The organism is Sphingobium limneticum (assembly GCF_008710155.1).
Taxonomy (GTDB): Bacteria; Pseudomonadota; Alphaproteobacteria; order Sphingomonadales; family Sphingomonadaceae; genus Sphingobium; species Sphingobium limneticum.
Window position 1 is genome coordinate 261073 of the sequence record NZ_VYPZ01000003.1, and the last position, 21708, is coordinate 282780.

A 21708-nucleotide genomic window follows, 5' to 3' on the forward strand; every position below is an offset into this window, starting at 1 on the left:
TTACTTCGCCGCGCCGGTTTCGGTCGGCAGGGGCGGAACGGAACGGGGCTGGCGATCCTCTCCGATCGCCACGAAGCTGAAGGTCGCGTGGGTGACGCGATAGGAACGGTCGTCATGACGCGCGCGGCGCCATGCCTCGACATAGATTTTCATCGACGTGCGACCGACCGACTTGAGCGTCGCAAAGACCGACAGCTCATCGCCGACCACGACCGGGCGGAGGAAGGTCATCCCTTCCACCGCGATGGTCACGGCGCGGCCATGGCTGTGCCGGGCTGCGACGGAGCCAGCCGCCGAGTCCATGACGCTCATCAACCAGCCGCCAAAAATATCCCCATAGGGATTGGTGTCGGTCGGCATGGCGATGACCCGCACCGCCGGACTGATATCCGGCGGGGTTTCGTCGACATAGGCCATCAGGCGAGCAGGCCGATCGGGTTTTCGATCAACTGCTTGAACGCCTGCATCAGGCGGGCGCCATCGGCGCCGTCGATGGCACGGTGATCGAAGCTGCCGGTCGCCGACATGACGGTCGCGATCTGGACCGAGTCATCGACGATATAGGGACGCTTCTCACCCGCGCCGATCGCCATGATCATCGCCTGGGGCGGGTTGATGACAGCTTCGAACTGCTTGATGCCGAACATGCCCATGTTGGAGAGCGAGGCGGTCCCGCCCTGATATTCTTCCGGCTTCAGCTTGCCGTCCTTGGCACGGCTGGCCAGATCCTTCATCGCGGTAGAGATGGAGGCGACGCCCTTGCCGGCGGCGTCCGTGACGATCGGGGTGATCAGACCACCGGGGATCGACACGGCAACGCTGATATCGGCGCGCTTGAATTGCAGCATCTGGTCGCCGGCGAACTGCACGTTGCACTCGGGCACCTGCTCCAGCGCGACGCCCAGCGCCTTGATCAGCAGGTCGTTGACCGACAGCTTGACCTTGCGGCTTTCCAGGCCGGCATTAAGCTCGCCGCGCAGTTTCAGCAGCTTGTCGAGCTGAATGTCGACGGTCAGGTAGATGTGCGGCACCTGCTGCTTGGATTCGGTCAGGCGGCGCGCGATCGTCTTGCGCATGCCGCTGAGCTTGACGACCTCGTGCGGGATGCCGAAATCCTGCGCGGCGGCAGCTACCGGTGCGGGGGCTGCGGCGGCCGGGGCGGCGGCGGCGGCGGGCGCTGCGGCCGTCGGCGCGGCGGCGGGTGCGCCGGCCTTGGCGCCTTCGATGTCCGCCTTCACGATGCGGCCGTTGGTGCCGGTGCCGTTGACGCTAGCAAGGTCGATGCCCTTGGCTTCGGCGAGGCGGCGAGCGAGCGGGCTGGCCTTCACGCGGTCGCCCGATGCGACGCTGGGCGCTGCGGCGGCCTTGGCAGGAACGGGGTCGGCCTTGGGCGCAGGGCTTTCGGCCTTTTCGGGTGCCGGATCGGCCTTGGGCGCTGCAGCGTCAGCCTTGCCACCACCGGCTGCGGCGGTCGCGACATCTTCGCCCTCTTCGGCGATGATGGCGATCACGGTGCCGACCTTCACGCCTTCGCTGCCTTCCGACACCAGGATCTTGGCGATCACGCCTTCATCCACGGCTTCGAATTCCATCGTCGCCTTGTCGGTTTCGATTTCGGCGAGCAGGTCGCCCGACGACACGGTGTCGCCTTCCTTGACCAGCCATTTGGCCAGCGTCCCTTCCTCCATGGTCGGGGACAAAGCGGGCATCTGGATCGTCTTGCTCATGCTTTCGGGCCTCTTCTTGGCTTTACGGCTTTGGTCGTTGGCGCCGTGTTTTCACCCATTCGCCGCTTTGGTCAAGTGACGCCGTGGCAGACCCTCTTTTATGGCTTTCATTTTACCGCTATGGTTCGTTGAGATGTTTTACGGAAACATCGCGCCATAAATATCATGCGGGGACGATAAGAAGTGCGGACATATCTGGTCGTCGTGGACGAATCGCCCGAAGCCGAAACCGCGCTGCGTTTCGCCGCGCGCCGCGCCGCCAAGACGGGCGGCGCCGTCCGCATTCTTGCACTGATCCCGCCGGCGGAGTTCGTCCAGTGGGGCGGCGTGCAGGCGACGATGGAGGATGAGGCGCTGCAACGGGCCGAAGCGCTGGTGACGAGCGCGGCCGGCACGCTGACCGACGAATCCGGCATCCGCCCCAGCATCACCGTGCGTCAGGGCGATGCCGTCGCCGTGGTGCGCGGCACGCTGGAGGAAATGGACGATGTGGCCGCGCTGGTGCTGGGCGCGGCGGCCAGCGGCAATCCGGGCAAGCTGGTGACGCACTTTGCCGGCGCGGATGCCGGCAAGCTGCCCTGCCCGCTGATGATCATTCCGGGCGGGCTGGATAGCGACGCGATCGACCGGTTGAGTTAAAGCGCCCGCGCCCTGACAATCCTCCCCTTCAAGGGGAGCTGGCTGGTCGAAGACCAGACGGAGGGGTATCACCCTCTCAATAGCGAGCTACCCCACCGTCACGCGCTTCGCGCGCGCTACCTCCCCTTACAGGGGAGGATCTTGTCAGCGTTTATGCTTGCCCCGTTTCGCGCCGATGTGGCGGATATTCTTCGGGCGACCGCGATGCACGACACCCGGCCGGGTGCGGTCGCGCTTCATCGGGCCGCCGCGCGGCGCGGGATTGTCGGGTAGTTCGAAACGGAGCGATCCGTTGATCGGGTCCGCCTCCGCCAGTCGCAACTCCAGCCGCTGGCCGACCGTGTAGCGATCGCCGCTGTCCACGCCCTGCAACGCCTTGCCCGCTTCGTCATAGTAGAAATGCTCGGCGCCCATAGTCGACACCGGGACCAGCCCGTCGCCACCCAGCCCATCGACCGTGGCGAAGAAACCGAAATTCTGAACCCCGGTGATGCGTGCCTTCACCACTTCGCCGACATGGGCGGACAGGAACGCGGCGACATAGCGGTCGACCGTCTCCCGCTCCGCCTCCATCGCGCGGCGTTCATGGCCGGAAATCATTTCGCCGACCCGGCCCATATTCTCATAATCCTCCTGGCTGAGGGAGGAGCGGTCCGGGATCACCTTGTCCTTGGGCGCCGGAAGATCCAGGCCATAGGCGCCCACAAGCGCGCGGTGGACCAGAAGGTCGGCATAGCGGCGGATGGGCGAGGTAAAATGGGCGTAGCTGCCCAGCGCAAGGCCGAAATGCCCCATATTCTGCGGACTGTAATAGGCCTGGGTCTGGCTGCGCAGGATCTGGGTCATGATCTGCTCCTTCTCCTCCGACTCCCCGACCTTGCGGATCAGGGCGTTGAAGGTAGCAGGCCGGATCACCTGCCCCAGCGCGAAATCGATGTCGAAGGTCGCCAGATATTCCTTGAGCGCAACGAGCTTTTCGCGACCCGGCGTTTCATGGACACGATACATGACAGGCGCCTTCTTCGCCTCCAGCGCCTTGGCCGCCGCGACATTGGCCGCGATCATATAATCCTCGATCAGCATATGCGCGTCCAGCCGTTCGCGCACGGCGACGCTGACGATCTTGCCAAATTCGTCCAGCACCACGCGCCGTTCTGGCAGGTCCAGCGCCAAAGGATCGCGCGCGTCGCGCGCCTTGCGCAGCAGCGCCCAGCAAGCCCAGAGGGGCTTGAGCGCGGGTTCGAGGAGATCATTATCCTTCGTGCCGTCGATCGCCGCCTGCGCATCTTCATAGGCCAGCACCGCAGCAACCCGGATCACGGCGCGCGTGAAGCGCCAGGCCGTGACCTTGCCCTGCGCATTGATGGTGAGGTGACAGGCCATGGCCGCCCGGTCCTGCCCGGCGCGCAGCGAACACATGTCGGACGACAGTTCGTGCGGCAGCATCGGCACGACCTGATCGGGGAAATAGACGCTGTTACCGCGCTTGCGGGCTTCCTTGTCCAGCGCGCTGCCGGGCCGGACATAGTAGCTGACATCGGCGATGGCGACGATCGCCTTATAGCCGCCGGTATTGCCTTCATCTTCGTCAGGCGCCGCCCAGACGGCATCGTCATGGTCGCGCGCGTCGGACGGGTCGATCGCGACGATCGGCAAATGGCGCAGATCCTCGCGCTTTTCCTCGTGCAGCGGCAGGGCCGACGCCTTGGTCGCCTCCTCCTCCACGCGATCCGGGAAAACATGGGGAATGCCATGTTTGTGGATGGCGATCAGGCTGAAGCTGCGCGGGGCGAAGGGGTCGCCCAGAATGTCGGTGACGCGGGCCGAGATGCGCGGCGGGCGGCCATGGGGTTCGGCCAGCACCAGATCGCCGGGCTTGGCGGTGCCGACGTCGCTGATCAACGTATCCTTGCGGATGCGCTTGTCGACCGGACGCAGCCACAACTTGCCGTCGGCCATTACCTCCACCACGCCCAGCAATTCCTCGCTGGCCTTGGCAAGTTTCTTCATCGGATGCGCGACCCAGCCGCGACCGGCCTCTTCCGTGCGGGCAAGGATACGGTCGCCGATGGTCAGCGCACCGCGCTTGCCCCGTTCGATGACGCGCAGGCGGGGCGCGGGCTGGCCTTCGGCTTCCCACCGTTCGGGTGTGGCGATCAGGGTCGTGTCGTCCACATCGACGATGCGCAGCACCGTAACCTTGGGCACGCCGCCCATCTTGTGGAAGGCGCGGGCCGGGCCAAGGTCGATCAACCCCTCGTCCGCCATGTCCTTCAACAACGCCTTGAGCGCGATCTTCTCCTGCCCTTTCAGGCCGAACGCCTTGGCGATTTCGCGCTTGCCGGCGGGCTGGTCCGACGTCGTGATGAATTCCACCACCTGATCGCGGGTCGGGAAACCGGCGGGACGGACTTTGGTGCGGGCGGGTGTTTTGCTTTTGGGGGTCGATGCCATGAACCAGCTATAGGGATGCGGCGGCGGCGATACCAGCGCTATGGCGGGGCGGCGGTAGCGCTTCGTTGGAGCAGGCATGAACGCCCTGCTCCTGATCGCCGCTGCCGCGAGCGCGCCCTTGCCCTCCCCCGTCCAGAAGGAGGGGGCCGAACATTATGTCTGGGGCGGCGTGAATGACGGCTGGCATCTGGTGAAGCGCGACGACCTGTCGGTGATAGAAGAACGCATCCAGCCGGGCGCGGCCGAAGTCCGACATTATCATCAGAAGGCGCGGCAATTCTTCTATGTGCTGGCGGGGGAATTGACGATGGAAACGGCTGGGCAGACGCATCGGCTGACCGTCGGACAGGGGATCGAGATCGCGCCGGGTGTGCCGCATCAGGCGCAGAACCGGAGCGCCGCGCCGGTGGAGATATTGGTGACATCGACGCCCAAAAGCCATGGCGACCGGGTGGAGGCGCCGTTGGCCGAATAGGATTTGCGGAGGTTAACTTCGCATATTTCCCCTTGCTTCGACATTTTAATGCGCGAGTTGGAAATTTTATTATGCGGGTGAGCGGTTCGAACGAGCAGCCTGCAGTCTAGCACTGGCAAGGGTCTGTAGGACAGGAATGGCCGAATGGGGTGGAATGTGGCCCGTCCGCTTGCAGGCGCAAAAGCGGTTTTCCACAATCACTGGACAGGGAGCCTACATTGCGGTCGGTTTTATGCCGGGGTATATGCCGTATGAAACCCCTCCTCCCAATGATCCTCGTCAATCTGATATTTGTCTGCTGTAAATCCTTCGATGTGATCTCGAAATCCAACAAGCTTGGAAATTCTCGCAATCGCTTCTTTGGCTTTCTCTTCACTCGAATATATACCAATTGTCTTCACATCGGTCTCGTCAGGGTTTATTTCGCGGGCGTGTTCGACGAGATATACAAACATGCGGTTTTCCTTCTGCCCAAGGCCCCTCGCTAATCGACTAAACTTGTCTTGCCGCGATTACTGGATGACCGAAATTCAGAACGACTTTCTGCCTCTAGAACGGCAATTTCTGGTCGAAAGCCGCCCGTCCCCGACCCCGCCAGCTTGCGGGCGCGTTCGCGCCAGGTGGTGGCCAGCACGGCGGTGTCGGCGAGGGTTCGGACGCCTTGCAGGTCGCTCTTGTGTCCGCCGCCGATCAGCAGGTGGAAGACACGGGCGACAGGCCAGTCGGGCAAGGGACGGTCCAGCAGGTCCATGCTGGTGCCGGCCTCCACCTCCCCTTCGCGGACGACGCGGAGGTAGAGGCCGCTGCGCGCCGTCTTGACGATGGTCGCCATGACGTCGCGCGCGCCGAAGCGATGATCGAGCTTCCAGCAGGGCTGGCGGCCATGGCTGACCTCCACGATCGCGGTGCCGAGCGAAAAGCGGTCACCCAGGCAGATGTCGGTTTCCACAAGCCCGCGCGAGGCGATATTCTCGCCAAAGGCGCCGGGCGCGTCGAGCAAGCTCTGGTCGGGCTTGCGTGTCCGCCACCAGTCATAATGATCCTGCGGATAGAGATGGATCGCCTTGTCCAGCCCGCCATGATGGACGCGGTCGGCGACGGCGTCGTCGGCGAACCCTTCCCATGTGATGCGCACCGGGCCTGCGACCGGCTTCTTGGCGATCGCGCTATAATCCTGGCCACGGAAAGGCATGGGCTTGCCGATCAGCAGCGCGTCGATGGTCATGAAGGGCGTGGTCATGGCCCTATCCTGCCATGGTTGGACGCGGCAGGCGATGGCCGGTTTGTGGTGAGCGGCCTTTAAGCAGATCGCTCCTCCGCGAAGGATCAGCCGACGCTCAGTTCCGAGCGGAGTTTCAGCACTTCGCCCCCATTGTCGGCGGTGATCAGGAAGGCCGGGTCGCGGGTCGATCCGTTGCGGCGGATGCGCGAACCCTCGATCGTCCGCTCCACATGGCGGTCGAACCGTTCCGCGATGCGCCCTCGGCCGACGCCCTGCCCCCAATTCCACTTGACCCGCGTTCCCTTACGGAATGTCTCGGTCATGGGCATCCTCTCCTTTTTTGGGTCCATGCTGCGCCGGCCGTTACTCGTCGTCAGCGAAGAGCAAAATTCCCGGAAAGCCAACTGGTTCCCTTGGGTTTTTTTACAGGTTGATATAAGGCGCGCCGATGGATTCTACCGGCCTGCGCGTTGCCCTGTTCAGCGGCAATTATAATTATGTCCGCGATGGTGCGAACCAGGCGCTCAATCGCTTCGTCGGCTATCTGCTGAAGCAGGGCGCGTCGGTGCGCGTCTATTCGCCGACCACCGACACTCCCGCTTTCGATCCGGCCGGCGATCTGGTCAGCACCCCTTCCTTCCCGGTGCCGGGGCGCAAGGAATATCGGGTGCCTTATCGCATGTCGGCGCAGGTCCGCCGCGACCTCAAGGCGTTCGCGCCCAATATCGTCCATCTGTCCAGCCCCGATCCGCTGGGCCATCGCGCGCTCAGCTGGGCGCGGGCGCGCAACCTGCCGACGGTCGCGTCGGTGCATACGCGGTTCGAAACCTATCCACGCTATTATGGGCTGGCCTTTCTGGAGCCGCTGATCGAATCCATCCTGCGCCGCTTCTATCGGCGCTGCGATGCGATCGTCGCGCCGTCCGAATCGATGGCACAACTGCTGCGCAATCAGCGGATGAATTATGATGTCGGCATCTGGACGCGCGGCATCGACCGGGAAATCTTCAACCCCGGCCGGCGCGACATGGCATGGCGGCAGTCGCTGGGCATAGGCGATGACGCGCCGGTGATCGGCTTTATCGGCCGGCTGGTGATGGAAAAGGGGCTGGACGTCTTTTCCGACACGATCGACCAGCTGACCGCGCGGCAGGTGCAGCACAAGGTGCTGGTCGTCGGCGAAGGCCCAGCGCGCGAATGGTTCCAGAACCGCCTGCCCAACGCGGTGTTCACCGGCTTCCAGAAGGGACAGGATCTGGGCCGCGCGGTGGCGGGCATGGATATGTTGTTCAACCCGTCGGTGACAGAGACGTTCGGCAATGTGACGCTGGAAGCGATGGCATGCGGTCTGCCCACGGTGGCGGCGCGCGCGACGGGTAGCGAGAGTTTGGTGACGGAAGGCGTGACCGGCCGGTTGATCCGTCCTGGCGCCATCAGTGCCTTTGCCGACGCGTTGCAGGCCTATTGCATCGATGCGGACGCGCGCCATGCCGCCGGCGCCGCCGCGCAGGCGCGGGCGGAGCATAATGGCTGGGATCAGGTGAACCAGGCATTGGTCGACACCTATTTGCGCGTCATTCGGCAGCGGGCACAGGGCCTGGCGCCGAAATCCAGCCCGGTTCCATAATTCGTCCGATCGCCTATATCGGTGGCAATGGCCGACCTTTTCGCTCCCGATGACATGCCCGGCGCCGATGCGCCGGCCGATGCCGCCCCCCTTGCCGACCGGCTGCGTCCGCGCACCCTGGCCGATGTGGTGGGGCAGGAACATCTGACCGGGCCGGACGGCGCGATCGGGCGCATGGTGGCGGCGGGGCGGCTATCCTCCATCATCCTGTGGGGGCCGCCCGGCACCGGCAAGACCACGACGGCGCGGCTGTTGGCCGATGCGGTCGGGATGCGGTTCGCGCCGATATCCGCTGTATTTTCGGGCGTGGCGGATCTCAAGAAGCTGTTCGCCAGCGCCAAGGAGCATGCCCGGCGCGGCGAAAAGACCTTGCTTTTCGTGGACGAAATCCATCGCTTCAATCGGGCGCAGCAGGACGGGTTCCTGCCCTTCGTCGAGGATGGCACGGTGACTTTGGTCGGGGCGACCACCGAAAATCCGAGCTTCGAGCTGAACGCGGCCTTGCTGTCGCGGGCGCAGGTGTTGATCCTGCGCCGACTGGATGCCGCCGCGCTGGAACAGTTGTTGGACCGGGCCGAGGCGCTGACCGGACGGCCCGTGCCGATAGACGCCGCCGCGCGCGAGGCGCTGGTGGCGAGCGCAGATGGCGACGGGCGCTTTCTGCTCAATCAGGTCGAGACGCTCTATTCGATCGACCTGCCAGAGCCGCTCGATTCGGCCGGTCTGTCCGCCCTGCTCCACCGCCGGGTCGCGGTGTATGACAAGGATCGGGAGGGGCATTATAACCTCATCTCCGCCCTGCATAAGTCGCTGCGCGGGTCGGACCCTCAGGCGGCGCTCTATTATCTGGCGCGGATGCTGACGGCGGGGGAAGAGCCGCTCTATGTGCTGAGGCGGCTGGTGCGCTTTGCGACCGAGGATATCGGCCTCGCCGATCCGCAGGCAGTCGTGCAGTGCCTGGCGGCGAAGGATGCCTATGATTTCCTGGGGTCGCCGGAAGGAGAACTGGCGATCGTGCAGGCCTGCATCTATTGCGCGACCGCGCCCAAATCCAACGCGGGCTATGTGGCGATGAAGGCGTCGTTCAAATCGGCGCGCGATACCGGATCGCTGATGCCGCCGATGAACATCGTCAACGCGCCGACCAAGCTGATGAAGCAGGTCGGCTACGGCAAGAATTATCAATATGATCATGATGCGGCGGAGGGATTTTCCGGGGCCAATTACTGGCCGGAGGAAATGACGCCGCAGACATTCTACGCCCCCACCGATCGCGGGTTCGAGGCGCGGATTGCCGAGCGGATCGCCCATTGGGACCGGTTGCGGGCGGAGCGTAGCGGCCAGTGACACCCCGCTTCGCGCGGTTCGCGGCGATCGACTGGTCCGGGGCGAAGGGGGCGCGGCACAAGGGGATTGCCGTGGCGCTGTGCGAAGGCGGCGACGCCGTGCCGGAACTGGTCCCGGCGCCGAACGGCGTCTGGTCGCGGCAGGGCGTGGCGGACTGGCTGATGGCGACGGCGCGGGAAATGCCGACCCTGTTCGGCTTCGACTTCAGCTTTGCGCCGCCCTTCGTCGCGCGGGGAACCTATCTGCCGGGCGATGTGGTCCCGCAGGACGGGCCGGCCTTCTGGGCCTATGTCGATGCGATCTGCGATGATGTCGATCTCGGTGCGGCGAGCCTGTTGGAGGTCAGCCATCGCCGCCACTTCTATTTCGGCAAGGCGGACGGCGTGAAGGCCGATTACATGCACAACCGCGCGTGCGAGGCGCAGTATAATGCGGGCGGCGGCGGCAAGCCGTCCACCGTCTATGACGCGATCGGCGCGGCGCAGGTGGCCAAGGCCAGCTTCGCAGGCATGCGGCTGCTCCATCATGTGCGGCCCCATGTGCCGGTGTGGCCGTTCGATCCACTGCCGGTCGCAGGATCGCTGGTCGTGGAAATCTACACCAGCATCGCCGCCCGCGCCGCCGGGCGGCCCAAGGGGCGGACGAAGATGCGCGACAAACGGGCGCTGAACGATGCGTTGCTGGCGCTGGGCTCGCAGCCCTATGACGGCGCGATGCCCGACGATCATGGCGCGGACGCGATCGTGACCGCCGCCTGGATGCGGCAGGCGGCGTTACGCCCGGCCTTATGGGCGCCACCTGCACTCACGCCACAAATAGCGCGCACTGAGGGCTGGACCTTTGGCGTGAACTGATAGTAAGGGCGTCGCACCCGAAACGGTAGGCCGGCTTAGCACAGCGGTAGTGCAGCGGTTTTGTAAACCGAAGGTCGGGGGTTCGATCCCCTCAGCCGGCACCATTTCGGGCAGATCCAAATCCAGCAGATCGCCGTCCGGCCGATCGCATCTGCACCAGATCCCTTTACAGATGTAGCGCGCGCAAATGCAAAATGGGGCCAAACGCAAAATGGGGGCCGACATCGCTGCCGGTCCCCACTTCCGTCGGACTGCTCCTCATACATTTTTCGAACCGTCGGCCGAAACCGGCATGTTCGAAGATGGACAAGGCGATCCGCGTCTCACGAAGAAATGCGATCATCGGCCCGCCGATCCTGTGCGTCATCCTTCGGACGAAGGCGCCGCTCAGGTTTTGCTCCGACTTCTGGCCAAAAGCCGCCCATCGAGGCTCAAATGCTCGCTTTCCTTGCCCGACGTTCACTTTCGCGCGTACCCGGCAAGGGCTTCAAGCATCCCGTCCGTCTGCCCGGCTCCACCCTTGCGGATATTGCCTGCCGATGGACTGTCTTCACGGTTCAAACCCCTGATTTCTCAGCGATTTCTGGAATTGGATCGCTCCGTTTCCACCGTTCCGATAGAGCGATGGTGTCACTGCACCCGAGTCGTTCAAAGCGAATTCGGTCAGATTTTTGACAGGCGGCCATCGAAAGCTGTGGATAAGTGTGGATAAGTTTTCAGCCGGGCGGCGACCAGCCCGGCGGCGCCAGCGAAAAGCCTGCAAAATCAAAGCCCGGCGTCACGGTGCAACTGACCAGCGTCCAGCCACCCTGCGGCGTCGATGCCTGCCAGTGATGCGCGGGCACCCAGCCTTGCGGCATCTGCCCGGCCAGAACATCCGGCCCCAGCAGCAGGTCGCGGGCGCCCTCGCCCGGCGCGGCGACGGACAGGATCAGCGGCGCGCCGGCGTGCCAGAACCAATGTTCGTCGGCATCGACCCGATGCCAGTGCGATCGCTGATGCGCCTCCAGCAGGAACAGGATCGCGGTGCCGGCAGCGCGCTCACCCGGCGCGGCCGTGGCGCGCCATGTCTCCCGATACCATCCGCCTTCGGGATGTGGCATCAGGCCCAACGCCTCGATCAACGCCCGCCCTGCCTGTTCGTCGCCGCCTTGCATCCGTTTGCCTCAAATTTTATTGCTTGGGAAACAGTCACTTAAATTGTTGCCTGACGTTCATGCAACCTGGATCAATGTAGATGGGTTGAAGCGACAAATCACGCAGTTCGGAGGAGAATATCATGCGTAATGCCCTGCTCGCCCTGGCCGCCATTTCACTGGCCATTCCGGTTTCCATGGCCGTCCCGACCGACGGTGCCCAGGCCCGCAAAAATTACCGCTACAAGGAATGGCGCGGCCGCGACGGCCGGACCTATTGCCGCAAGTCGAACGGCACGACCGGCCTGATCGTCGGCGGCGTCGGCGGTGCGCTGGTCGGCCGTGCGATCGATACCCGTGGCGACCGCGCCACCGGTACGATCCTGGGCGCGGCCGGTGGCGCGCTGCTCGGCAAGTCGATCGACAGCAAGCGTACTTGCCGTTGATGCCATAAGCCGGCGCGTGTCAGGAGCGCGCGCCGGCTTTCAGCGGCTGGCCCCGCTGAATGGCAACAAAAAAGGGACGGCATCCCGTCGGATGCCGTCCCTAACTTTGTGCAGAGCCTGCCGATCAGTCGGCGGAAGCGTCCGAAGCGGCGCCGCGCGCGTCTTCAACCTTGAAGGCAACCTGCTGGCCGCCCGACACGCCCGAAACCTTGCCATTCTTGACGGCCAGGTTGAACGCGACGGCGTCGGGGAAACGACGACCCGAAATCACCTTGCCGGTCTTGGTGTCCTTCACCTGATAGACATAGGTGTAGCCTTCGTGGGTGAAGCGCTGCTTGGCAGCGGCATCTTCAGCCTGAGCGGCGGTGGCGGCAATGGCGCTGATGGCGCCGGCGACAATGAACTTGGACAGCATTCGCATGGGTAAACTCCTTGTGAATGCCGATCAAACACCTCTTATATTCTTGTTCTGTTGAAGACCGTCTTATGTTGCAGTGCGTCAAAGCGACAATCGCAAAAAATGACGATCCGATTGCATCATGTGCAACCGTATTCCATTTTGCGCACTAAGCCTTTGATAGCGCTACCACATGATCGAACTCGGCTTTCGTCAGCGGCGCGACCGAAAGGCGCGATTGCCGCAACATGACCATGTCGGCGAGCGCCGAATCGGCCTTCATCACCTTCAACGTCACCGGTCTGGCCAGCCGTTCGACCGGCGCGACATGGACCGCGATCCACTTGCCCGTATCGTCCGTGCTATCAGGCGCGGCTTCCTCCACGATGGTCATGATGCCGACCGCCTCGACCCCGATATTGCTGTGATAGAAGAAAGCCAGATCGCCCTTGCGCATCGCCTTCATATGGCCCTGGGCCGCATGATTGCGCACGCCATCCCATTCGGCCTTCCCCTTTTTGACCAGATCGTCATAGGAAAAGGCATCGGGTTCCGATTTCATCAGCCAGTAGTTCATTCTGCCTCCTTGCAACAGCGCCCCGGCGCGATCAAGGATGCGTCATGCGCGGGCTGCGCCTATAGGATGAGACACGGCCCCATCTGAACGAAACTGGAGATAATAAGTGTCGCAAGCGGTACTGGATCAGGTGCCTGTCCTGTCCATGGCGGAAATGAGCAAGGCGGATTTCGCCGCAGCCTTCGGCCAATCCTTCCAACGCTTCGGTTTTGCCATGGTGAAGGACCATGGCATGGACCAGACTCTGGTCGATGATGGCTGGGCGCTGGCGCGTCGCTTCTTCGACCAGCCGGTGGAAACCAAGCGCGCCTATGATGCGAAATATAATGGCGGTCAGCGCGGCTATACCGCATTCGGCGTCGAGATCGCCAAGGGCGCGAGCGAGAATGACCTGAAGGAATTCTGGCATGTCGGCCGCGACCTGCCCGAAGGCGATCCGCTGGCCGAGACGATGCCGCCCAATGTATGGCCGAGCGAGATGCCGGAGTTCGAGCCGGTCTTCGCGAAACTCTATCGCGAATTCGATCGGGTGGGCGCGGAATTGCTGTCGGCGATCGCGCTCTATCTGGGCCTGCCCGAACGCTGGTTCGACGGTCCGATCGAAAATGGCAATTCGATCCTGCGCCTGCTCCACTATCCGCCGGTGTCGCCGCAGGCGCCGGGCATCCGCGCGGGCGCGCATGAGGATATCAACCTCATCACCCTGTTGCTGGGCGCGGAAGAAGGCGGGCTGGAGTTGAAGGATCGGGGCGGCAACTGGCTGCCCGTGGTGCCGCCGCCCGGCGCGCTGGCGATCAATGTCGGCGATATGTTGCAGCGGCTGACCAACCATCTGCTGCCATCGACCAGCCACCGCGTGGTCAACCCGCCGCCGGAACGGCGCGGCCATTCGCGATATTCCATGCCCTTCTTCCTGCACCTGCGCCCGGATTTCATGATCGACGCCCTGCCGCAATGCGTGAGCGAGGATAATCCGCGCCGCGATCCGCCGATCAGCGCGCATGATTATCTGACCGAGCGGTTGATCGAGATCGGGCTGATCAAGAAGGGGTAAAGGCGAAGCGCGCTGCGACTGCCTCTCGGATCGTGCCCCGGCGCAGGCCGGGGTCCAGTCCTACGCTCCGAACTGGACCCCGGCCTGCGCCGGGGAACAGAATGTTCACATCGTTGGGCTTTGGTTGAGACAGATTTCTCGATTTAGCTCGAAACGAACGGGGATCGCCGCCTTACCTGCGCCCACGCCCCAGGGTGATGCCGATTTCCTCGCCCCGCTCGCTCAGCGCCAGCTTCACGATCTTCACTTCGACGTGGCTGACCTTGTCGTCCTGAAGGAAGATGGTGTCGATGATATGATCGGCCACCGCCTCGATCAGCGTGAAATGCACGCCTTCGGGCAGCGCGGTCGATGCGGCATGCTTGAGGTCCATATAGTTTTTGGACGCGGTCAGCGGCGTTTCCGGCTCATAATGATCGGCGATTCGCAGGCGCGCGCGAATGGAAATGCGCAGCGGCTGGGGGAGATGCGTCTCCTCCGAATAAATGCCGGTCAGCACGTCGACATGCAGGTCGTTGACCTCCAGCGTCAGAAAATCGTCAAATCCAGTCTGCATAGCCTTGCCACATCCAGGCCGTGTCCGCCCCACAAGATGGTGCGGGCCATGGCCTATTTAGTCTTTCATTTTGCGAAGCGGGCGCTAAAGCCCCGCTTCCGGCGCTGCCCCATGCGCCATTGATGGCGGATCGGCAAGACGTGTCAGACATTGTGCCCCTCAACAGTCAGCCCGAAGCAGCCATCGAGCAACTGCTGGACGCGGCGTTCGGCCCGGACCGTCATGGCCGCACCGCCTATCGCATCCGTCAGGACATGCCCTGGCTGCCCGCCCTCTCCTTCGCCACGGTGGATGCCGACGGCGCGCTGATCGGGTCGCTGCAAAGCTGGCCGGTGGCGCTGACGGACGCGGATGGGCAGCAGACGCCGCTGATCATGGTCGGCCCGGTCGCAGTCGCGCCGGCGCATCAATTTGGCGGCCATGGCCGGGCGATGATGGACGCGGTGGTCGCCGCTGCTCGGACGATGGGTTGCGAACCGCTGATGATGATCGGCGATCCGGAATATTATGGCCGCTTCTGGGGCTTTGCCGCCGATGGCACCGCCGGATGGGACGCGCCCGGCCCGTTCGAGCCACGCCGGCTGCTGGCGTTGTCGGTCGATGGCCGTCCGGTCGGCGGCACGGGCATGCTCAGCCCCAGAATATCCGTCGCAGCCTGATTAACTCTTTGCCTGCGAGCCTCAGGCTCCTATCTCCGGCCCATGCCGATGGAACCCCTGCCCGACCTGTCCACCCTTTCGCTGGCCGATATTGCGCGGCTGGCCGCCGAAAAGCGCCTGCCTCCGGTCGAGAAATGGAATCCCGACCATTGCGGCGACAGCGAGATGCGGATCGCGCGCGACGGCACCTGGTATCATCAGGGGTCGCCGATCGGGCGGGAAACGATGGTCCGGCTGTTTTCCACGATCCTGCGGCGCGAGCGGGACGGCAGCCATGTGCTGGTCACCCCGGTCGAGAAGTTGGACATCGAAGTGGAGGACGCCCCCTTCGTCGCGGTCGAACTGAAGAGCGAGGGCGAGGGGCGGACGCGCAGCCTGGCCTTCCGCCTGAACAGCGGGGATATCGTCACCGCCGGGCCGGACCATGGACTGACCGTGCGGGAAACGCCGGACGAGCCGCATCCCTATCTGCATGTGCGCGGCGGGCTGGAGGCGCTGGTCGGGCGCAGCGTCTATTATGAACTGATGAACCTGGCGCTGAGCGAAGAGGGCGAACGGGTCGGCCTGTGGAGCCAGGGCGCCTTCTTCCCGCTGGACGGCGCCGCATGACGCTGGCGCAGCGGCTGCGCGCAGCCTTGGAAGACGGGCACAAACGGACCGACATCGCACTGGTCGACAGGCGCGATCCGCGCATCCAGGGTGAGATCGCGCTGGCGCCGGCCGCCGTGCTGGTGGCGATCACCGACCGGCCCGAACCCGGACTGATCCTGACCGAGCGCGCGACGACGCTGCGCAAACATGCAGGGCAGATCGCCTTTCCCGGCGGCCGCGTGGACGATGGCGATGCCGACGAGATTGCCGGGGCGCTGCGGGAAGCGCAGGAAGAAATCGCCCTGTCGCCCGATCAGGTGCAGGTGGTGGGCATATCCGATCGCTACAGCACCTTTACCGGTTTCGACATCGTGCCGGTATTGGGTGTCATTCCGCCCGATCTGCCGCTGCGCGCGCAGGAAAGCGAAGTGGCGGACTGGTTCGAACTGCCGCTGGCCTATGCGCTCGATCCGGTCAACCGGATGCGGCGGGAGGCGGAATTTGCGGGCGTCACGCGCCATTATTACGAGATTTTCTGGGAGGGCCGGCGTATCTGGGGCATCACGGCGGCGATTCTGACCAATTTGTCGCGGAGGCTGGGCCATGACCGTCCTGCCGTCTGACGCCGACTGGCGCCACCGTTCCGGCCTGGACGGATTGCTGACCGCGCTGGATGTGGCACAGGGTAAGGCGCGCTTCGTGGGCGGCGCAGTGCGCGACGGCCTGCTGGGCCTGCCGGTCAACGATCTGGATGTCGCCACGACGCTCGACCCGCATGATGTGGTCGATCGGCTGAAGTCTGCCGGGATCAAGGCGGTGCCGACCGGCATCGACCATGGCACGATCACTGCCATCCTGCCCGATGGCCCGGTGGAGATCACCACGCTGCGCCGCGATGTCAGCACCGACGGGCGGCGCGCGACCATCGCCTATACCGACGACTGGCGCGAGGATGCCGCGCGGCGCGACTTCACCATCAACGCCCTTTATGCCGATCCGCTGACCGGTGAGATCAGCGACTATTTCGGCGGGCTGGCTGATCTGGCGGCACGGCGGCTGCGCTTCATCGGCGAGGCGTCGGCGCGGATCGCCGAGGATCATTTGCGGATCCTGCGCTATTTCCGCTTCCTGGCGCGCTATGGCGACAACGAGTTGGACAGTCAGGCGTACGACGCGTGCGTTGCCGCCGCCAACAGCCTGATGGCCTTGTCGCGCGAGCGGATCGCGGACGAATTGCTGAAATTACTGGGCGTCGCGTCCCCCGTCCACGCGCTGCGGTTGATGGTCGAAGGCGGCATATTGCGCCCCGTTTTGCCGGAAGTGGATATGGACGGCGTGGCACGGGTCGAGGCGCTCATGGCGCGCGAGGCCGAAAGTAGGATCGGCGGATCGGGCCTGCGCCGTCTGGCGGCCTTGCTGCCACCGGACCCGGCGCTGGCCGATGGCGTGGGCGCTCGGCTGAAATTGTCGAACAAGGCGCGCAAGCGGCTGGTCGTGGCGCTGGAACCGAGCGCCGCGACAACGGAAACGCCGCGCGCGCTGGCCTATCGGGTGGGCGTAGAGGGCGCGATCGACCGCTTGCTGCTCGATTTCGACCAGCCTTTGACAGCCTTGGACGCGCTGGCGGGCTGGACGCCGCCGGCCTTGCCGATCGGTGGCGGCGCGCTGATCGCGCGCGGCCTGCCGGCCGGGCCGGATGTGGCCAAAGCCTTGCAGGCTGTGCAGGCGCTATGGGTGGCGGAGGATTTTCCCGATGCGGATCGCGTCGCGGCGATCGCCGATCAGATCGTCTCGAAATTCCAGCGGGCGCGCCAATAATCGAACGCGTCATTTTCGCCCATCGGCCGGGCGAAATGATAGCCCTGCCCCTGCCAGCAGCCCATTTGCTGAAGCGCCAGGGCCAGCGCCTGCGTCTCGATCCCCTCGGCCGTGACCTTCAGGTTCAGCGATTCGGCGAGCGACAGGATCGTGCGGACGATCACCGCCTTGTCATGATCCTCCAACATGGTGGACACGAAGCTGCGGTCGATCTTGAGGATATCGATCGGCAGGCTGTGCAGGCTGGCGAGGTTGGAGAAGCCGGTGCCGAAATCATCCATCGCGATCGGCATCTGCAGCCCCTTGAGCGCCACCAGCAATTTGCGCGCCTTGTCCGGATCGGCGATGATCGCGCTTTCGGTCAGTTCGGCGGTCAGGCGGTTGCCCGCGATCCCGGCATAGCGCAGCGCCTCCTCGAACATCGATGCGACATCGTCGCGCGCCATCTGGATGGGTGAGAGGTTGACGTTGACGCCGACCGGCAGGGCCTGACCGAATTTGGCATCCCAGCGCGACAGCGCCTGCGCCGCTTCATAGGCGGCCCAACGGCCCAGCGGCGTAATGAGGCCGCTTTCTTCCGCAACGGCGATGAATTCCACCGGGGACACGTCGCCCAATTCTTCATCATTCCAGCGGGCCAGCGCCTCGAACCCGGTGATTTCGCCGGTCTGGAGGTGGATGAGCGGCTGGAAAGCGAGCGTCAGCCCCCCCTGCGCCAGCGCATCGCGCAGACGGCTTTCGATCGAGAAGCGACGCTGCGCTTCCTTGAGCACGCCGTTGCGATAGATTTCGACCTTGCCGGTGCGCTTGGCGATCTTCACCGCTGCCTGCGCCTTGCGCACGACATCATCCGGATCGTCGTCCAGATTGAGCGACAGCGCACAGCCGATCGCGCAATCGACGCGGATTTGCAGGTCGCTCAAGCGGATGGGCGAGCTGAGTGCTTCCTTGATCCGTTGAACAATATGAAGAGCGTCCGACAAGCCATTGTTAAGACGCGCAAATATCGCAAAGTCATTGCCGCCGATGCGGGCCAGCACATCGCCTTGACGGAGGCTGGATTTCAGCCGCTTGGCAACCGTGATCAGCAGTTCGTCGCCGGCCATAGGCCCCAGCGATTCATTCACCCGGCTGAAACGGCTGAGGTCGATGGCGATGATGCCGAATTGCGATGTATCGGACCAGGAGCCATTGGCCAGCCGATCGTCGATTTCCTCGCCAAAACCGGTGCGGTTGGGCAGCGCGGTCAGGCCGTCGGACAGCAGCTCACGCCGCAAATTCTTTTCGATCGTCCGTTCGCTGGTCCGGTCGATCGCGGTGAAGAGATAATGTTCGGCACGCCCTTGCGCGGCTGGCAGCCGGCCGAGCGTACACATAAAATATTCCGGCCCGAGCTTGCCGTCGCGGCGCAGTTCGAAACTTTCCGAATCGCGGCCCGACTGAATGAAGCCAATGACCCGTTCCCGCCATTCCTTCGCGACCCGTTCCTGAACATAGCCACGTTCTGGACTGGAGCGAAACACGGTGATGAAGCGGGCATTACCCTGCTTGAAATGTATTTCGCTGTTTTCGTACGAAAAAATCGCTGCAAGCTGCGGCAGGGCAGCCAGCCATTCCGAAATATGGATGGCGCAGTCAGGATGCGAGTCATCACCCCCCACCAAGGGCGTGCCGCTGGTCTGCGTGACCGGCAAATTATGCACTGACGTCGATTCCATGCCCCCGCTGTATCCAGAAGGAGTAAATTTTCGGGAAACGCTACACGCAGACCCGCAGGAAATCAGACCAAAGGATAAAAAGCTGAAATCAGAAGCGATTGTCGCGCGGGAAGCCCGTCGGCGGCATGCGCCCGGCCGCGCCACGGGCGACCTTCCATGGCATCATGTCGCTTTCCGTACGCGTACGACCCGACTCGCCGCCCATGGTCCAGCTAAGACCATCGGACAGCTTGAACGCGATCGCATCGGACAGGCCGCCATCGCGATAGCGCTGCATCTGCACCCCTTGCCCGCGCGTCATCTTCGGCATTTCCGTAAGGGCGAAGACCAGCAGTTTGCGGTTCTCGCCGATCACGGCGACGCTGTCCGCCTCGGCCGGGATCGGGCGGATGATGCTCAATTTCGCGTCCGCGCGGACGTTCACGACCTGCTTGCCCTTGCGCGTTTCGGCCATCAGGTCCGTCACAGCCGCGATAAAGCCACGCCCGTCGGATGAGGCGAGCAGCAGCTCCGTGCCCGCCCGCGCGGGCATGAAGGCGACGATCGCCCCTTCATTATCCATATCGACCAGCGATCGGACCGGATCGCCAAAGCCACGACCGCCCGGCAGCTTGTCCGACGCCAGCGTATAGATGCGCCCGGTGGCGGTCGCCATCAGCAGCTTGTCGGTGGTGTAGGCGTGGAAGGCATATTGCGGCCCATCGCCTTCCTTGAACTTGAGCGTATCGGCGGCGGCGAGGTCGCGATGGCCGCTCATCGCGCGGATCCAACCGCGTTCGGACAGGATGACGGTGATCGGCTCGCGCTCGATCATCGCCTCCAGCGGGATTTCCCGCGCCGGGGCGGCTTCCTCCACCAATGTGCGGCGCCGGCCCAGATCGGTTTCGGGACCATAGCGTTTGCGCAGCGCGGCCAGATCTTTCTTCAGGCGCGTGCGCTGCCGGGTCGGGCTTTCGACCAGCTTTTCCAGCTCGTCCTTTTCCTTGACCAGATCGGCATGTTCGCGCCGCAATTCCATCTCCTCCAGCTTGCGCAAGGAGCGGAGGCGCATGTTCAATATGGCTTCGGCCTGACGATCGTTCAGGCTGAATTCGGCCATCATCACCTCTTTGGGCTCATCCTCCGTCCGGATGATGGCGATCACCCGGTCGAGGTTGAGATAGGCGATGATATAGCCTTCGAGCAGGTCGAGGCGCGCCGCGATCTTCTCCAGCCGGTGCTGCGCCCGCCGGACCAGCACGTCGATCTGATGCTTCAGCCATTCGATCAGCAGCGGCTTCAAGCCCAGCACGCGCGGCGTGCGGCTGGCGTCGAGCACGTTGAGATTGAGCGGGAAGCGGTTTTCCAGATCGGTCAGCCGGAACAGGCTGTCCATCAACATCTGCGGATCGACGGTGCGGGCGCGCGGTTCGATGACGATGCGGATTTCCGTGTCGGATTCGTCGCGCACATCAGCCAGGATCGGCAGCTTGCGATCATTGATAAGCGCGGCGATCTGCTCGATCAGCTTCGATTTCTGGACCTGATAGGGAATATGGGTGACGACCGCGATCCATGTGCCGCGCCCGCCCTCTTCCTTGTGCCAGCGCGCACGGGTGCGGAATGCGCCGCGCCCGGTGGCATAGGCTTCGGATATGATCGCGGCATTATCGACCAGCACGCCGCCGGTCGGAAAGTCCGGCCCGCGCACGATCTGCATCAGCGCGGCATGATCGGCATCGGGATTGTCGATCAGCAGGCCGGCAGCATCGATCAGTTCGCTGACATTGTGCGGCGGGATGCTGGTCGCCATGCCGACCGCGATGCCGGTGGCGCCATTGGCGAGCAGATTGGGGAAGAGGCCGGGGAAAACCTCCGGCTCCTCATCCTCGCCATTATAGGTGGGGCGGAAATCGACCGTGCCTTCGTCCAGCCCGGACATGAGATCGGCGGCCGCCTGCGTCAGGCGCGCTTCGGTATAACGCATCGCCGCTGCGTTATCGCCGTCGATATTGCCGAAATTGCCCTGCCCGTCGACCAGCGGCGTACGCAGCGAAAAGTCCTGCGCCAGACGCACCATGGCGTCATAGACCGACGCGTCGCCATGCGGGTGATATTTACCGATGACGTCGCCGACGACGCGGGCGCACTTCTTGTAACTGGTGGTGTTTCGCGCGGGGTTGGCGACCAATATGTCCGGGTTCGCGCCGCCCGGCTCCATCTTGAGCAGGCGCATCGCCCAGAGCAGGCGCCGATGCACCGGCTTCAGCCCATCGCGCAGATCCGGCAGCGATCGCGCCGTGATGGTCGATAGCGCATAGACGAGATAGCGCTGCTGGAGCGCATCATCGAACGGGTGATCCTTGATGGCGTCGAACGGGTCGCGATAGTCGGTCATTGCGGACGGCTTAGCAGGACGGAAGGTGAACGGA

The 21708-nt window shown here is 63.9% G+C and carries 22 protein-coding genes, 1 tRNA gene and 1 pseudogene; 12 read left to right on the forward strand and 12 right to left on the reverse strand.

What is annotated here, in order from left to right; translation table 11 throughout:
• Together F4U94_RS05910 and F4U94_RS05915 are read right to left on the reverse strand one after the other, a co-directional pair.
• The gene (locus F4U94_RS05910) at positions 1-417 is read right to left on the reverse strand and encodes an acyl-CoA thioesterase (protein WP_120249976.1); all 417 of its coding nucleotides are present in this window, start codon (positions 415-417) and stop codon (positions 1-3) included.
• Positions 417-1727 (reverse strand): pyruvate dehydrogenase complex dihydrolipoamide acetyltransferase, encoded by a 1311-nt coding sequence (locus F4U94_RS05915; protein WP_120249975.1) that lies wholly within the window; start codon positions 1725-1727, stop codon positions 417-419. The genes F4U94_RS05910 and F4U94_RS05915 overlap by 1 nt, the downstream gene beginning before the upstream one ends.
• 183 nt (positions 1728-1910) lie before the next feature.
• Between F4U94_RS05915 and F4U94_RS05920 the strand changes: the two genes are divergently transcribed.
• Positions 1911-2366, forward strand: a complete 456-nt coding sequence (locus F4U94_RS05920; protein WP_120249974.1) for a universal stress protein — start codon at positions 1911-1913, stop codon at positions 2364-2366.
• 144 nt (positions 2367-2510) lie between these two features.
• Here the strand turns inward: F4U94_RS05920 and rnr are convergent, their stop codons facing one another.
• Positions 2511-4820 carry a ribonuclease R gene (gene rnr, locus F4U94_RS05925; protein WP_120252041.1) on the reverse strand — a complete coding sequence of 770 codons (2310 nt, stop codon included), beginning with the start codon at positions 4818-4820 and terminating at the stop codon, positions 2511-2513.
• Between the two features lie 76 nt (positions 4821-4896).
• On the opposite strand from rnr, the gene F4U94_RS05930 reads away from it, so the two are divergent.
• Entirely contained in the window at positions 4897-5295 is a 399-nt protein-coding gene (locus F4U94_RS05930) for a cupin domain-containing protein (protein ID WP_120249973.1), read from the forward strand.
• A gap of 230 nt (positions 5296-5525) precedes the next feature.
• Here the strand turns inward: F4U94_RS05930 and F4U94_RS05935 are convergent, their stop codons facing one another.
• From F4U94_RS05935 to F4U94_RS05945, 3 genes and pseudogenes are all read right to left on the reverse strand, one after another.
• Positions 5526-5750, reverse strand: coding sequence for a DUF7336 domain-containing protein (locus tag F4U94_RS05935; RefSeq protein ID WP_120249972.1), 225 nt, complete (start codon positions 5748-5750; stop codon positions 5526-5528).
• A gap of 137 nt (positions 5751-5887) precedes the next feature.
• A pseudogene (locus tag F4U94_RS05940) lies at positions 5888-6535 on the reverse strand (MOSC domain-containing protein); the annotation flags it as partial.
• Positions 6536-6621: 86 nt separating this feature from the next.
• The gene (locus tag F4U94_RS05945) at positions 6622-6840 is read right to left on the reverse strand and encodes a hypervirulence associated TUDOR domain-containing protein (RefSeq protein WP_120252040.1); all 219 of its coding nucleotides are present in this window, start codon (positions 6838-6840) and stop codon (positions 6622-6624) included.
• 125 nt (positions 6841-6965) lie between these two features.
• Between F4U94_RS05945 and F4U94_RS05950 the strand changes: the two genes are divergently transcribed.
• The 4 genes from F4U94_RS05950 to F4U94_RS05965 all read left to right on the forward strand — a co-directional run bounded on the left by F4U94_RS05950 (position 6966) and on the right by F4U94_RS05965 (position 10449).
• Entirely contained in the window at positions 6966-8144 is a 1179-nt protein-coding gene (locus tag F4U94_RS05950) for a glycosyltransferase family 4 protein (RefSeq protein WP_120249970.1), read from the forward strand.
• 27 nt (positions 8145-8171) lie between these two features.
• Positions 8172-9491, forward strand: a complete 1320-nt coding sequence (locus F4U94_RS05955) for a replication-associated recombination protein A (protein WP_120249969.1) — start codon at positions 8172-8174, stop codon at positions 9489-9491.
• On the forward strand, positions 9488-10345 hold the full coding sequence (locus F4U94_RS05960) for a hypothetical protein (RefSeq protein WP_120249968.1): 858 nt from the start codon (positions 9488-9490) through the stop codon (positions 10343-10345). Before F4U94_RS05955 ends, F4U94_RS05960 begins: the two co-directional genes overlap by 4 nt.
• Positions 10346-10374: 29 nt before the next feature.
• Positions 10375-10449, forward strand: a tRNA-Thr gene (locus F4U94_RS05965).
• Positions 10450-11061: 612 nt separating this feature from the next.
• On the opposite strand, the gene F4U94_RS05970 is transcribed toward F4U94_RS05965, so the two are convergent.
• Positions 11062-11502 (reverse strand): cupin domain-containing protein, encoded by a 441-nt coding sequence (locus F4U94_RS05970; RefSeq protein ID WP_120249967.1) that lies wholly within the window; start codon positions 11500-11502, stop codon positions 11062-11064.
• Positions 11503-11624: 122 nt separating this feature from the next.
• On the opposite strand from F4U94_RS05970, the gene F4U94_RS05975 reads away from it, so the two are divergent.
• Entirely contained in the window at positions 11625-11927 is a 303-nt protein-coding gene (locus F4U94_RS05975) for a glycine zipper 2TM domain-containing protein (protein WP_150411868.1), read from the forward strand.
• Between the two features lie 124 nt (positions 11928-12051).
• Here the strand turns inward: F4U94_RS05975 and F4U94_RS05980 are convergent, their stop codons facing one another.
• Together F4U94_RS05980 and F4U94_RS05985 are read right to left on the reverse strand one after the other, a co-directional pair.
• Complete coding sequence (locus tag F4U94_RS05980; RefSeq protein WP_120249965.1) at positions 12052-12342, reverse strand: hypothetical protein; 291 nt, start codon at positions 12340-12342, stop codon at positions 12052-12054.
• 151 nt (positions 12343-12493) lie between these two features.
• Positions 12494-12901, reverse strand: a complete 408-nt coding sequence (locus tag F4U94_RS05985) for an EVE domain-containing protein (protein ID WP_120249964.1) — start codon at positions 12899-12901, stop codon at positions 12494-12496.
• A gap of 106 nt (positions 12902-13007) precedes the next feature.
• Between F4U94_RS05985 and F4U94_RS05990 the strand changes: the two genes are divergently transcribed.
• Positions 13008-13955 (forward strand): isopenicillin N synthase family dioxygenase, encoded by a 948-nt coding sequence (locus F4U94_RS05990; RefSeq protein WP_120249963.1) that lies wholly within the window; start codon positions 13008-13010, stop codon positions 13953-13955.
• Between the two features lie 172 nt (positions 13956-14127).
• Here the strand turns inward: F4U94_RS05990 and F4U94_RS05995 are convergent, their stop codons facing one another.
• Positions 14128-14511 (reverse strand): dihydroneopterin aldolase, encoded by a 384-nt coding sequence (locus F4U94_RS05995; RefSeq protein ID WP_120249962.1) that lies wholly within the window; start codon positions 14509-14511, stop codon positions 14128-14130.
• A gap of 122 nt (positions 14512-14633) precedes the next feature.
• Here F4U94_RS05995 and F4U94_RS06000 point away from each other — a divergent pair, with 122 nt between their 5' ends.
• The 4 genes from F4U94_RS06000 to F4U94_RS06015 are packed head-to-tail and all read left to right on the forward strand — an operon-like array spanning position 14634 to position 17579.
• Positions 14634-15170, forward strand: a complete 537-nt coding sequence (locus F4U94_RS06000) for a GNAT family N-acetyltransferase (protein WP_172598761.1) — start codon at positions 14634-14636, stop codon at positions 15168-15170.
• Positions 15171-15212: 42 nt separating this feature from the next.
• Entirely contained in the window at positions 15213-15779 is a 567-nt protein-coding gene (locus F4U94_RS06005; RefSeq protein WP_120249961.1) for a DUF1285 domain-containing protein, read from the forward strand.
• Positions 15776-16384, forward strand: coding sequence for a CoA pyrophosphatase (locus tag F4U94_RS06010; protein WP_120249960.1), 609 nt, complete (start codon positions 15776-15778; stop codon positions 16382-16384). The genes F4U94_RS06005 and F4U94_RS06010 overlap by 4 nt, the downstream gene beginning before the upstream one ends.
• Positions 16365-17579 (forward strand): CCA tRNA nucleotidyltransferase, encoded by a 1215-nt coding sequence (locus F4U94_RS06015; RefSeq protein ID WP_120249959.1) that lies wholly within the window; start codon positions 16365-16367, stop codon positions 17577-17579. The genes F4U94_RS06010 and F4U94_RS06015 overlap by 20 nt, the downstream gene beginning before the upstream one ends.
• Here the strand turns inward: F4U94_RS06015 and F4U94_RS06020 are convergent.
• On the reverse strand, positions 17543-19297 hold the full coding sequence (locus tag F4U94_RS06020) for a putative bifunctional diguanylate cyclase/phosphodiesterase (RefSeq protein WP_120249958.1): 1755 nt from the start codon (positions 19295-19297) through the stop codon (positions 17543-17545). The two genes, F4U94_RS06015 and F4U94_RS06020, sit on opposite strands and share 37 nt — an antisense overlap.
• Positions 19298-19385: 88 nt before the next feature.
• Complete coding sequence (parC, locus tag F4U94_RS06025) at positions 19386-21674, reverse strand: DNA topoisomerase IV subunit A (protein WP_120249957.1); 2289 nt, start codon at positions 21672-21674, stop codon at positions 19386-19388.
• Positions 21675-21708 lie beyond the last annotated feature (34 nt).